The sequence below is a fragment of the Maribacter sp. ACAM166 genome (assembly GCF_005771495.1).
GTDB lineage: Bacteria > Bacteroidota > Bacteroidia > Flavobacteriales > Flavobacteriaceae > Maribacter.
The window spans coordinates 122,036-135,807 of record NZ_VAUW01000004.1 but is presented as its reverse complement, the minus strand read 5'-3'; the positions used below and the strand labels follow the sequence as shown (position 1 = coordinate 135,807).

13 protein-coding genes and 1 pseudogene are annotated in these 13,772 nt (G+C 33.9%); 12 read left to right on the top strand and 2 right to left on the bottom strand.

Features of this window, described 5'->3' with window-relative positions:
• Positions 1-40: 40 nt before the first annotated feature.
• The 4 genes from ES765_RS04855 (at position 41) to ES765_RS21655 (ending at position 2,984) form a co-directional block, all read left to right on the top strand.
• On the top strand, positions 41-766 hold the full coding sequence (locus tag ES765_RS04855) for a TIGR03915 family putative DNA repair protein (protein WP_138111660.1): 726 nt from the start codon (positions 41-43) through the stop codon (positions 764-766).
• Positions 767-1,227: 461 nt separating this feature from the next.
• Positions 1,228-1,692 (top strand): hypothetical protein, encoded by a 465-nt coding sequence (locus ES765_RS04850; protein WP_138111656.1) that lies wholly within the window; start codon positions 1,228-1,230, stop codon positions 1,690-1,692.
• Positions 1,693-1,841: 149 nt separating this feature from the next.
• Positions 1,842-2,459: a hypothetical protein gene (locus tag ES765_RS04845; RefSeq protein ID WP_138111653.1), complete on the top strand. Its 618-nt coding sequence runs from the start codon at positions 1,842-1,844 to the stop codon at positions 2,457-2,459.
• A gap of 363 nt (positions 2,460-2,822) precedes the next feature.
• Positions 2,823-2,984 carry a hypothetical protein gene (locus ES765_RS21655; RefSeq protein ID WP_171017228.1) on the top strand — a complete coding sequence of 54 codons (162 nt, stop codon included), beginning with the start codon at positions 2,823-2,825 and terminating at the stop codon, positions 2,982-2,984.
• A gap of 307 nt (positions 2,985-3,291) precedes the next feature.
• Here ES765_RS21655 and ES765_RS04840 read toward each other — a convergent pair whose 3' ends face one another.
• Entirely contained in the window at positions 3,292-4,347 is a 1,056-nt protein-coding gene (locus ES765_RS04840; RefSeq protein WP_138111651.1) for an IS110 family transposase, read from the bottom strand.
• Positions 4,348-4,802: 455 nt separating this feature from the next.
• Between ES765_RS04840 and ES765_RS04830 the strand changes: the two genes are divergently transcribed.
• The 7 genes from ES765_RS04830 to ES765_RS04800 all read left to right on the top strand — a co-directional run bounded on the left by ES765_RS04830 (position 4,803) and on the right by ES765_RS04800 (position 10,379).
• On the top strand, positions 4,803-5,036 hold the full coding sequence (locus ES765_RS04830) for a thioredoxin family protein (protein ID WP_138111649.1): 234 nt from the start codon (positions 4,803-4,805) through the stop codon (positions 5,034-5,036).
• Between the two features lie 68 nt (positions 5,037-5,104).
• On the top strand, positions 5,105-5,827 hold the full coding sequence (locus ES765_RS04825) for a hypothetical protein (RefSeq protein WP_138111644.1): 723 nt from the start codon (positions 5,105-5,107) through the stop codon (positions 5,825-5,827).
• Positions 5,828-5,831: 4 nt separating this feature from the next.
• Positions 5,832-6,095 (top strand): DUF2024 family protein, encoded by a 264-nt coding sequence (locus tag ES765_RS04820; RefSeq protein WP_138111641.1) that lies wholly within the window; start codon positions 5,832-5,834, stop codon positions 6,093-6,095.
• A 53-nt stretch (positions 6,096-6,148) separates the two neighbouring features.
• Positions 6,149-6,760 (top strand): MarR family winged helix-turn-helix transcriptional regulator, encoded by a 612-nt coding sequence (locus tag ES765_RS04815; protein WP_138111638.1) that lies wholly within the window; start codon positions 6,149-6,151, stop codon positions 6,758-6,760.
• Between the two features lie 403 nt (positions 6,761-7,163).
• Positions 7,164-8,324: a DUF3095 family protein gene (locus ES765_RS04810; RefSeq protein ID WP_138111635.1), complete on the top strand. Its 1,161-nt coding sequence runs from the start codon at positions 7,164-7,166 to the stop codon at positions 8,322-8,324.
• Between the two features lie 207 nt (positions 8,325-8,531).
• Positions 8,532-9,002, top strand: coding sequence for an OsmC family protein (locus ES765_RS04805; RefSeq protein WP_138111632.1), 471 nt, complete (start codon positions 8,532-8,534; stop codon positions 9,000-9,002).
• A 576-nt stretch (positions 9,003-9,578) separates the two neighbouring features.
• On the top strand, positions 9,579-10,379 hold the full coding sequence (locus ES765_RS04800) for an aspartate dehydrogenase domain-containing protein (RefSeq protein ID WP_138111631.1): 801 nt from the start codon (positions 9,579-9,581) through the stop codon (positions 10,377-10,379).
• Here the strand turns inward: ES765_RS04800 and ES765_RS04795 are convergent.
• Positions 10,366-11,277, bottom strand: a complete 912-nt coding sequence (locus ES765_RS04795; RefSeq protein ID WP_138111629.1) for an NAD(P)-dependent oxidoreductase — start codon at positions 11,275-11,277, stop codon at positions 10,366-10,368. The two genes, ES765_RS04800 and ES765_RS04795, sit on opposite strands and share 14 nt — an antisense overlap.
• 1,655 nt (positions 11,278-12,932) lie before the next feature.
• Between ES765_RS04795 and ES765_RS04790 the strand changes: the two are divergent.
• A pseudogene (locus ES765_RS04790) lies at positions 12,933-13,733 on the top strand (AMP-binding protein).
• Positions 13,734-13,772 lie beyond the last annotated feature (39 nt).

Here is a 13,772-nt window from a genome sequence, read left to right as displayed (position 1 = left end):
ACGCGGATGTTTACATTATTCAACATTTAAAAAACTGATTATGAATGCTACAAAAACACTTATTTATGACGGTAGTTTCAATGGCTTTCTTACAGCCGTATTTATAGCTTTTGAACAAAAGCTACCACATGCCGATATTCAACGTCAAGGACAAATACAAAACGGACTCTTTGCTGAAACAGAAACAATATTCACGAATGTTGAAAAGGCGCAACGCGTTTGGAATGGTGTTCGCAAAAAAAGCAATACTGCTATTAAGCATATCTATTTTGCATATCAGAGCGAACAAAAAAATATAGAGTCTCTACTTTACCATTACATTCGAAAATTAATGGGAAGCAAAATCAACGGCCCAACTAATTTTAGTGATGATTGTGTTTTGAAAATTAATCAAATAGCACATAAAGTTGGTCGTGAAAAGCACCGTATGGAGGCCTTTGTACGTTTTCAATTAACAAAAGATACTGTGTATTTTGCCAACATTGAACCCGATTATGATGTACTCCCCTTAATTTCTAAACATTTTAGAAACCGCTATGCTGATCAACAATGGCTTATTTATGACCTGAAACGTAAGTATGGTCTTTTTTATGATTTACACAAGGTAGAAATTATCTCTTTAGACCTTACCGATGTGCATACCAATAGCATTCAAAAAAGCGCCGTATTTACAGATGAAGAATATGAATATCAAAACCTTTGGAGTAATTACTTTAAAAGCACAACCAATACCTTTCAGAGAAAAAAGAAGCGGTTTAAAGTGTAGCACTTCTTACCTAGTTACAGTAGTCGAATCTTTTTACGTAGATGATTTAGGAAATTCTTCATATCGTATATTATTATCCGTTTTAAAACGCTTTGATATACGGGACCACCTACTTTTATTTTCTTTTGTATTCCATTAAATATAGTTAGTTCTAGAAAATTAGCAGTTTTTGTACCTTGTCCATTAATTACACATGTATACATGCTTAAGTTTGACTTTCTAACTATTAGTGTATAAACCAGAAAGAACGTACAATTTGCGCGCACAACGACACTTCGGCATGCTCTAGTGCATCGCTTGAAAATGAGATCTAAAGTCTCACAGAACTAAACGTGGTTTAAGTAGTAACAGAGAGCGGATTATTAATGGTGTCAAAGTCTAAAGCTTCACCGTGTATCGTAACCTTAATACTCTCTTTTGTTCTTTCTTATTATATTATCAATTTATAAAGAATCAAACTTATGGCACACAAGATAAAAATGGAAACTAACATTAAATTATCGTCTTTTATTTTACTTATTTTGGTGATTTTTAGTTGTAAAAATGCGACCGAAAAAGCTTCTGAAAAAATAGTACCCGTAATTGATTCGGGTGGATTAATACATAAAACAGTTAAAAATCTAAACAAAAGTTCAATTAGTAATGGACTTTGGATAAGTACCATAGATTCTTTATCAACTGTTGAGATTAACGGTAATCATTGGATTTTTAAATATGTAAATATAAAAACGGAGTTAGATGATCAGTATGAATATTTGATTTCTGAAGGTGTTTCGGACAAGCAGAATGCACTAATTGAGGGCCGTTTAATTTTAACAAATAAATCTGACACACTTAAATATGGAATTTATCACATCTCACACGCAAATATGACTCTGGTATATTTACCAAGAGGTAATTTTCACCACTATAAAAAAAAGAAATAAAAAACGTTGTACGACAAAGACATATATAAAAATTGCCTATGTTGGGTTCAAGTAAAGGTTGTTGTACGGTAGCTATGTCTGAATTTCCTTTGGAAATTTATCGCACACAAACACGCAACTTTCCCTATACATAAACGTTAACAAACATTATGAAAACGAATTTAACCTTAGTACTATTAACAGGATTGTTATTTAGCCAAAATTTATTTGCAGATTCACCTCTAACATCAACTGATATAAGTAAAGCTTATGAAGATTTGGAGATAGTACAATTAGCTTCTAAAGCTGATGGAAAGTTAACTATTGAATTAATGTATTATTTGAACGAAAGTAAAAATCCGATTGAATTTAAAATCGCCGTAATACATAGATTAGGTTGGAATATTGATGGAAAAAGCAATGCAACGGTCTTTTTTCAATATCTGAAAGAAAAAAATAACGTTAAGGATATTGACAAATTTCTTAATCAAGCCAGTGGTGATTTATTGATTTGTATAGCTTACTTAAAAGCATTGGACAATTATTTTGATCTTGAAGAGGCAATAATTTATGCAAAGAAAGCGAAATTAAAAAACACAAAAAGTTTTACAATAAGTATAATTTCTGCACTTATTGAGGCGCAAAAAGCAATGGATTCAGATTGGTGTAAGGTTTATAACTTAACGAATAACGTTCGCATAAATGATTCTTTAAACAGAGATATGAAAATTCAAGCTAGTAAAATAATTTTCGAATATATGGATTTGTATAAAGATGATTGCAAATAAAAAGTTTGCTAGTCGAGTCGGCGCGGCTTCTGCCATCAAATAAAGGAGTACATCTCACACACCTGTATACCCTTCGACAAGCTTAAGACAGGCCAAGCGGTTCTCGTATGCAGTGGTTCGACAATCAAACTTATCGGCTTATAGTATTCTATTAAACTAACATGACCTTTCACCTTTTTATAGTAATTATGATTCGAAGAAAAGGAATCGTCAGAAGATGAATATCTATTTTTTTTGCAAAATCTTGGTATAGCTTGTTACGTGAAACATGGGAACGTACCGTAGAAGAAAGATTATTTACAAGGAGTGGTAGAGCGATTTTCATTAGGAATTCAAACTCAAAAATTAAAAAAAGTCACAGTAATGGAAGAATTTTTGAAGGACATAGAAACAGGGATGACTGAAAGTTCAAATTGGTTATATGACTCAGCAGCGGGTTTAAACCCTACTCCACCAGATTCAAATAAAACAGAAGCTGATTTAAACTTCCTTGACGAATTTGCGAAAAAATGTGTTTCCGCATGACGAATGAAAAGTACGATTGCCCAACAAAGAACTCCTATGAAAAGCCTTAGTCCAGTTCTCTAAAGTTAATTAATATTTTCTTTTTTGCTTTAATCCACCTTTTTTTCTTTTAATATAACTTGCTCCCACTCCTATATGTGATAGACCTTTTGGACTTCACCAGCATCTGTATGATTATAGTTATAATAGGCCCGTTCACTAGCTGAGGTTTGTGATCCCTGTTTAAAAACTGTCACCTTCTTTGTTTTGTGATACAGGCCTTTCTACTTCTTTTTGAGCTTTGTTATTGTTAGGTATAATTCAATAGTTAAGATACGACCCCTATCTGATATGGAATCCCCGTCTTTATTACGGCCAATGTCCTGCTGAGCAGTTTCCTGGCTATCTTCACAATGATTGTTTTTACGTTTTTGCCCAAGTGTTTACGATAATAATCCTGCATTACGGGATCAGTTCGTATCGCTTGCCATGCCGCTTCTATAAAATAACTACGTATTAACCGGTGAGCACGTCTTGTAAGCCCTGTACTCCTTAGTTTATTGCCGCTTTGGTAAATGCCCGGGGCAAGCCCTACATAACCGGCCAATTGTTTTAGGTTATTAAAACGTCTTAAATCCCCCAATTCGCAAATAATACCACAGGCTACGATTCCACCTATGCCAGGAATACTTCGTAAAAGTATATAATCCTTCTTATAGTGAACCTTGCAGTAGCGACGAAGCGCAGTGGAGACATCACGAAGTTCTTTATCGACAAATCTAAAGTAGCGCATATGGCTATCCAGTGTCATTCGGGCTGGAGAATAGGCAAACTCAAGATTGTCCAACCAGTTGCGAAAATCGTGGCTCCAATGAGAGTTGTCAAACTCAAGAGGCGTAATGATCCCTTGGTTTAAAAGCAGACCCTTAATGAGACTTTTAATTCTTCGATAGTTCTTTACCAAATCATTCCTACGCCGAAAAAGAGAGCGTAGCTGCTCTCGTTCTATATGGGGAACGTGAATACCTTGTAGTCGGCCGTCCTTGAGCTCCCTTGCTATCAGTTGTGCATCGATACGGTCGGTCTTGGTATGTTTCTCCTTCCCCCTTCTGTGGATATCGGCCGGGTTAACTACCAATGAACACCAACCGTAACCCTCAAAGGACCTATGGGCATAATAACCGCAGCATCCCGCTTCATAGGCCGTAGACACTTCATGTCCGTTATAATGGCGTTCTATATAAGACTTGAGCTTCGCAGGGTCCGGGCTCATCGAAAATGTTTTGCCGGAAGAAATATCCGTAGCACAATGCACCTTCCAACTGCGCTTGTGAATGTCGATTCCAATATATAGCTTTGGCGTAGTGATTTGTTGTGTTTCCATATCTTATTGTTTTAGAGTACATTAAAGATACTGGACAGGCAGCTTTTACATAGATGCTGAGTTGAAAACAGCTCTTTTCTTCATTAATTCAAGACACTAGGGTTTTAGGCTTACAGATTCACTTTAATGATCCTTTTGAGCTTTTATATTGATGATTTTCAACTACCCTGCTTGCAATACAGAAACGTAAGTCTCATCATATAGCCTGCCGGATTTAGCGATAGCAAAACTTTGTTTGAACAACTTGTTCGATATTGCTATCAATAGTAGTCAATAAGCTTTGTGGAACCTCTCCTATTCCTATACATAAACTAACCCTTTATTCTAGGGCAAAACCTACTTTTAACCTGGAACGCAATATAAAATTTCCATAAAATCATAAATAAATTTTATTTAATTAGGATTCCTTACTATATTTGTTTTGCAATAATGCAACACTATATAAAACATTAAAAATGAGTAAATCAATTTTCTATCACGCAGGATGTCCAGTTTGTGTAAGTGCAGAACACGATATTGTTAATTTAGTCGGCGCAGATAATGTTGAAGTTGTCAACATTGGCGAAAACCGTTCTAGAATTTCTGAGGCGGAAAAAGCTGGAGTAAAATCTGTGCCAGCACTAGTTACACCAAATGGTAATACACTACATATCAATTTCGGCGCTTCAATGGCAGATGTAAAAGGATAATTTTTAAACTACATAGTTAGGATTCCTAATTTACACAAAGGAATCCTAACTTCATAAAATAACACTCAATGAAATCAATACTAGTAATATTTTCGGCAACAATACTTTTATACACTTCTACGTCTTGTGCGCAAGAAGGCGAATACAAAAATGACGACTTCAAAATTAATAACGTTAGTGTAACTCACGAAGCGAATTTGGGAGTTACGATCTGGGAAATAAGTGTCGATGGTACAGCGGGAAAAACTACACCTACAATGATTGGTCAACTCGATGGTGCCTCAGTTTTAGGATATATATTCCCAACTAGTTTAAAACCAACAGATGTAGGTTTTAATCAAATAGATGGTCTTGTAGCACTTGCTTTAACATCTCATCCCGATTTTGATGATACTCCTCTTTGGGACGAGAATAATGACCAAATATTCAATAATGATGGCATTATTTGGCATCCACATTGGGTAATTCTTCATGAAGACAAAAGAGTTGCAGGTGGCCTTTCAGTTAAACAATTTAAGAAAGCAGATGAAACAGTTGTTTTACCACCAACAAACCCAGGTATGCCAATGTATATGGATTCTCCAGGATATCCTGTTACCGCTAAAAACAAGAGTATAAAAGTTATCGTTCCTGATTATCGTATGAATAATAAAACTGACTTTAGTTATGATGGAGTAACTGCCTTAATGAAAGTGAATACCAGCATCGATGATTTGCCTATGCTTGGCGTTTATGAAGTTTTTAGTGTGGCAAGTGGAGATTTATCTTTACCGTATAAAGTAAAAAACTAAACAAATGAAAATAGCAGTTTGGGATACGTATGTAGAAAGAGAAGATGGTACCATTATGCATTTTGATATTTTAGTGCTTAGTACTATAACAGATGAACAAACCATTTTTAATTTTGGTACGAATTATCTAAAAAAGAAAACTTTTCTAACACAGCAGTTGTCTTCTAATAAATGTCGTCTGTGCCACTTTGAGCAAGCAACTGATGAAATGATTTTATCAATTGAAAAAAACGGTTATTATATTCTAGAAATGGAAAATTGCACTTAATTTAATTAGGATTACTAACTTTGCCTGTCGAACAAATTTCGGCAGGCTTTTTTATGAAAGAAAGTACATTTAACCCAGCACAGCAAGAAAAAGATATCTCAAGCAAAATCGTTGCAGGATTGGAACGAGTTTCAGAGGTATTTAAAATTTTGCTATGGGATAAAACTAAACTAGTCGGTTTAAGTCCGATTCAAATTCAGATTCTAATTTTCATAGCTTTCCATAAACCAAACTTGTGTAACGTTAGCCATCTTGCAAAAGAATTTAACGTTACTAAACCAACTGTTAGTGATGCTATTAAAATTTTAGACAAGAAAGAACTGATTATAAAAGATGTTTCATCATCTGACAGTCGCAGTTATGCTATTTCATTATCTGATTTAGGAAATGATTTGATTTCTCAAATCTATGATTTCTCAAGTCCATTAAAAAAACAAGTTGATAGCTTTTCTCAACCTGAGTTAGAGAGCTTATTCGGAACTTTAAGTCAACTGATTTACAAATTAAATCGCAACGGAGTTTTAAGTGTTCAAAGAACGTGCTACGGATGTAAATTTTATCAAAAAAACAAAGAAGTCGATTATTGTAATTTACTTCAAAAGGAATTATTGAAACAAGAGATTAGATTGGATTGTCCGGAATTTGAAGAAAAACCTGTAAGTTAACAAATACCAAATTTGAAAAAATAGATTCTTCCCGAAATCGGAAGCACTTTAATTCTAAGCTCAAAGATTCTTTTATTTGATTCTTTGAGTTTTTTGTCTCTACTTTAATTCGTTGTAATTCAGATAAGCCAAAACATACCACTGATAATCAAAATTTCATTTATAGCCGAAAAGAAAACGGGTATAGGCACTAAAGTCCTTAATCCATTCAATTCATATTTGTTTACCATCGGATTATTAATGTACATTGTAATTTTACAACGTGAAGTCATTGCAAAACTTGATATTTTCTCAAAACCGACCTAAGATGTATAATCGATTTTTAAAGTATTTACCATACGAGCCAAATCGTTGGCGAACATAGTAAAATCGCATTTGCAACTAATAACCAATATCTATTCCAATGGAGGATATAAAATACTATACCAAATTAAAAAGTTCAAGTAAAACGCTTGTAGATGCATTGGCTAACAAATCTAGTTTTTCTGACGTTCCAAACACTTGGCATGTGGTGGTGGTAGATATTCTAAATTCGACTCAGGCTGTTGATGAAGGCAAACACCATCAGGTAAACTTAACAGCTACAGGTGCAATAATCTCTGTATTGAACACCATTAGAAGAGAAAAACAAAATATTGAAATACCGTATTTTTTTGGTGGGGATGGTGCTACGTTCATTCTACCAACCCACCTTTTAAATAAAATTATAGTGGTCTTAGAAAATTACAGCCTTCATATTAAAAGAAATATTAATTTAACCCTTAGAGTTGGTCATATTTCTGTTCGTGATTTGACCAGTCAACAATCTAGTTTAAAGATTAGTAAACATCAACTTACAGAACAATTAACGATTCCGATTGTATTAGGCAATGGTTTAAAACAAGCTGAAGAAATCATTAAAAATACGTTTGTAGAAAACAACGTTGCTAGTTTTAAAGAAGGGTTGTTAAATTTAGAAGGGATGCAATGTAGGTGGAAACAAATTAACCCTGCACAGACCGAAAAGAAAGTGATTTGTTTATTGTTGAATGCTACAAATGAAATCAACCAAAGAGCTGTTTACAGAGCTATTCTAACCAAAATGGATGCTATGTTTGGTACATTCGAAAGCAGGCAGCCCATAAAACCAAACAAACTAAATTTAAATTTCAGTCTATCAAAAATATGGGAAGAAATGAGAATTAGTCATGCCAATAAAAATTTGTTTTACTTATTAAAAAATTGGATTACAACACTTATTGGAAAATTCTATTTAAAACTATCTCGTAATGGCAAACACTATTTAAAGCAAATTGGTCAACTATCACACACGTTTATGCTTGATGGAATGATAAATACTATTTTCACTGCAGAGCAACATAACATAGACCTTTTTATAGCATATCTCAATCAACTAGAAAAAGATAAAAAAATTATCTATGGTATTCATGTAACACATGCTTCTGTAATGTCATGTTACGTCTTAGATAGAAAAACAAAACATGCGCACTTTGTAGACGGCACCGAAGGTGGATATACTTCAGCTGCTAAAATGTTTAAATTAAAATTGAGCACATTAAGGTGATCTCAAAGATTGACTTACCTAGCTTGTTCGTATTGAATTAAAAGTAACTAAGGGATTTTAGTTAATAATTTTTTAATAGTTCTTGGTTTTAAAATTGACTTCAATCGAACATAATTAGTTCGTAGAACGTTATTTTTATAACGAATAAAATGAATATTGAATCCACCAATCAGCATCTACAATCTAAATTTTACATAAAAATTAGTAATGAAAAATCATACGTACAAAATCAACGTTGAATGGACAGGGAACGAGGGTAATGGAACTCGTGATTACAAGTCATACAACAGAAATCATAAGATTATTGCGAACGGAAAATATGACGCTATACATGGTTCATCAGACCCTAACTTTTTAGGAGATAAAACGAGATATAATCCTGAAGACCTTTTTCTATCTTCTATATCTTCTTGCCACATGCTCTGGTATTTACATTTATGTTCTGTACATAAAATTATAGTGACTGATTATATAGACACTGCCACAGGAATTATGGAAGAAACTGATAACGGAAGTGGGAGGTTTACGCAGGTCACCTTAAACCCTAAAATAAAAATCACGGATATTAGTATGATTGCAAAAGCTAACGAGTTACACGAAGAAGCCAACAACATGTGCTTTATTGCTAATTCTTGCAACTTTAAAATCGAACATAATCCTGATACTACCTCAGAGTAAATTCGATTTGCAAAAGGATTATACTTACCTGTCTAACAGGTTAAATAGTTTACTTTCTGCTAAATTAAATATAGTATCTTTTTACATCTGAAGTTATACAGGCGTAAGTTTCAAGAACAATGTTGATTCTTAATATTAAAACATTTAATTTTTGATAGTGGAAGAACTTCAAAACTTATCGAATCCCTCGGTGAGTACAATATGGGAGATAGCAATCTTTCGGCCGATACGTTTAAGACTCTCAATTCAAGTAAGAACACTTTAGCACAAATCTTTGATGAATTTTAAAAAATGAATTTCCAATCGGTATATTTTTGCAATATCTGAATTTCTTACGGATAATCCCCATAGATAAACACCTATCTATTCTTACTAAGAGACCGTATTAGTACAGTAGTCCAATTAAACTGAAGAAGATGTATTGATTAAAAAAACAGAGTTATCAAAACTTTAAATACTGCATTAGTATGGCAGACGTATTAACAGTTCCAATAGTTCACTTTAGTGCCAAGATGTAGTAAAAATGTAAGCTAATACAAAATCGAAAATCACAAAAAATATCCTATGTTTGCTTGTATGAGAACACATACATTTGCCATTGCAGGCTGCGGAAAATTGGCCCATATTGTTGTAGAGGCCTTATTAAAAGATTTATTACCTAACTATAAATTAATTGGTAGTTATTCAAGAACATTTGAAAGTGCTAAAGAAATTGCGAATAGGATTAATACCTCAAAAGTAAATTATTCTTGTAAACCTTGTCATAGTATAGCGGAGTTGCTCCTGCTAAAGCCAGATTATATTGTAGAAACTGCTTCTCCAACGGCTTTTAGGGAATTGGCTTTACCTGTTTTAAAAAATGGGGCTTCCATCATAACTTTATCAATTGGCGCACTTGCTGATGCCGATTTTTATGAAACTGTTAAACAAACTGCTTTGGAAAATAATACACGTGTACATATAGCATCAGGTGCTATTGGCGGTTTAGATGTATTGCGAACTACATCTTTAATGGAAGATAGTAAGGTTTTGTTTACAACTAAAAAAGGACCAAATTCTTTAAAAAATACAGAAGTCTACGATGACAGTCTACAAACCGAAAAACGGGAAGTCTTTCAAGGGAACGCTAAGGAAGCCATTGCGCTTTTTCCAACACGTGTAAATGTGGCAGTTGCTGCTGCATTGGCTTCCGTAGGTCCTGAAAACTTACAGGTTTCCATGAACTCAATACCTGGTTTTGTGGGAGATGATCACCGTATAGAAATAAAAAGTGAGCAAATTCATGCGGTTATTGATGTCTATAGTAAAACTGCACAAATTGCAGGTTGGAGCGTCGTAAATACAATGCGAAATATTGTTTCGCCTATAGCATTTTAGTGTAAGCGGTTAAATTTGCTAATACTTTTTCACTTAAACGCCTGAAAGCTTGCTGAGTTCTACCTGTAGAAACTTGCAGACAAGTAACATTGGGATTTTTTAAAAATCGTTCATCACCCAAAGCTCCAAGTGTATCGCAATACAAGACATTATCGCCATTAAGCCATTTTTCAAAAGGTTCGGTATCCCAAGATGGAGATAACCCTGTATTGAATAAAATTTTTCGATTGCCCAGGTGTTTAAATTCAGCATCGTGTAAAAGCACAGTATTTTTATTTAAACAGGTAATTACTACCTCGTTTTCCGAAAGTAATTGCTTTAGGGGTAAAAAGCGATACCCTTTTGCTTTAGCATCTTCTTTTTCACTACGTGCAAAATAGCTTATTTCCGCTCCAAAAAAACGTAGTGCATCGGCCACCATACCACCAGACTTCCCAAGACCTACAATACCTGCCTTAAGTCCTGTTATTTCACGAGGAATACCACTCCAAGATTGTCTAGGAGTGCCGTCAGACCTTTTACCTATACCATGTAAGCAACGTACCAACTCGCTTATTACATATTCTACAACGCCTTCATCACCATAATCGCGCACGCCTTTTACGGTAATACCTTTAGAATTGGCATAAAGAATATCTACGTTAGCACTTTCTGGTGCGTATAGTGAGCAGCACATACCTATATATTTTATAGTTGGGCACTGTTCTAAAACTTCACGTCCCAAACTACTTCGATGACTTAATAACACGCCATCTGCATCGCCAATACGTTTCACAATTTCTGCTACACCAGAGGGTTGATCCTGATGCAAGATGAGTGTTTCCGTAAAAGATTCCAACTTTTTATTAGCCGAAGAGATTAATTCCAATGGCTCTATTCCAACTAGTTTCTTAAACATAGATATATTTTAAAAAGTTCTATTTTACTCAAATTAACATTTAGTTATTGTTAAAACCGCAAAGTCATGTTTAACTAAAGATTCCGTAACGTGCTCTATTAAAAGTGTTTATTAACTCTCAAAAATATTTTAATCTTTAAAGTTATGAATTCAAAGAGTGGTAGCAACTCTTTGGATGGAAGAATCTCTTAGAATGAAATGAGAAATAAGGTGAAGTTTACATTCGTGTTTTAATACCATCTCACATACTTTCATAGATATTTCCAAACAGCGTTTAACTTGTTACACGTTAAAAATGATTCATCACAAATAATACTTTTTCAACAACAATTACCAAATTGAATACATAGATAACCATACCTATTTGCAATTTTGCTCTATTTAGATTAAAAATGAGCAAAATGGTATGTGTGCTTAGCGCATACTGTTGTTTAAGAAAAGTAATTGTTATAAAAATGCTGAAAATAGAATAAATATAATTATCAAATACCATGGTAACCAAAATCATGGAGAAGTAATCGAGAAAATAGACTGCCCAGCTAAAAGCAGTTAGAGTATCTCAATCAAAATATTGACAATTGCTAAATCTTGTGTATAACAGCATATTCCTTTTCCAATCCTTAATTACGTGCATATTTTGAATTCGTGTTCTTAACGCCAAGCTTACTAAAGGTGATTACAAAATTCCCACATTAAAGCTTGTTCTTTACTTTATAATGCCGCTAAAATATCTCACATGTGGTTATAACTTTTAAGCATCTTTACGATTGATGTTAGACTTTTGTTGGAACTACAAAACAATTCCCCAAACATAGCGCTATTCTACTTCCTTTTTTTAAACTCAACGGTTTAGTTTTCACAAAGCCAAGTGATAAATCGAAAGTTGAGTGCTTTGAAATCCGCAACTAACCTTATCCAACACCAGCTATCTATGAAACAAGAAAAGCCAACTAAATAAGAAGATTTGGAGCTGCAACAACAACTCTAAAAAAACAAAATGGTTGGTAGAATAAGTGGTTAGAAAGATTACGATTCTCAAGGGCAACCAGGAGTCCTTTTACTTAAAAAAGGATATTGTAGAATAGGACAACACCATGAACAAGGAACTAGACTGGAAAATATGAATAAAGAATAGTTGTCGGATAAGCAGGTATCATGAAGCGCTTTAGACCCTGAACAGTTGTCAAAAGGTCTATCGATTATTATCGAAGTACATCAAATTTTCAATGAAAAAAGTTGAAGAATAATGCATTCGAATTGATATTTTTTTATAACTATTTTAAAATACAAAACAGGTTAAGAAGTATACTTTCTACTAAATTAAAATGTAGTATATTTTTACCACCAGTTGGTGGGCAGGTGTTAAGTTTCACAAGCAAACCATAAATATTCATTTAATAGTAAGCTTAGTCTTCGTGCCATTAAATGCCCCGTAAAATCAAAAACTTCGAGGTAAACTCACGAGCTATGAATTTTATAAATAATTTCGAGTTACCCAAGGCGGAGGATTAAACTGATTAAATACACTACGCTCTATAGAAAATATCGCATATAATCATCTAAACTTAATAGGTATGGAAGGCTTAATAATGGATTATCCGCTTACAACAAACACTATTCTTGAGTACGGAAATTGTATCTATAATCATAAGTAGATAATCAACCATTTACCAGACGGATCGCAACATGAGTATAGTTTTGGCGATATGTACAAACGCTGTAAAAAGTTAGACAATGCATTAACTCAAAAATTAGGAATCACAAAAGGTGACATGGTTGGCACTTTTGCTTGGAATCATGGGCCCCATGTAGAATTATACTTCGGTATAGCAGGTATTGGTGCAATTTGACATACCATCAATATAAGACTGTCGAGCCAACAAATAGAGTTTATCATCAATAATTCTAAAGATAAAGTCATTTTCGTTGACGCTACGTTGGTTCCTATTTTAGAAAAAATTGCAAATCAGCTCGAAACTGTTAAATGTTACATACTCATAAATGCTTCCAAAGACTTTAAAACTACCTTTCCCAATACGTTGCATTATGAAGATTTTGAATGGCCCACTATAAATGAAAATGATGCTAGCGGAATGTGTTATACAAGCGGAACAAAAGGCCTGCCAAAGGGAGTCTTATATTCCCATAGGTCAACATATATGCATGCGTCAACGCTTATTTCTCCAAATGCTGGGGATTTCAGTAATACCGATACCATTTTATTGATTGTACCCCAATTTCATGTCATGCCTTGGGGGTTTCCATATGTATGTCTCTTGTCCGGATCCAATATGGTACTCCCCTCCTCTAACTTGCAGCCAAAAGCTATTATTAACATTTTAAAAGAAGAAAAGGTAACGAAGGCAAATGGTGTGCCTACCATTTGGTTAGGCGTTTATCATGAAATGAAGAACAATCCACTAAAAGAAAAACTAGCACTCGAAAAAATCCTATGAATTATAGAAAAGATAGCTCAAAAATTAAGTATAATACCC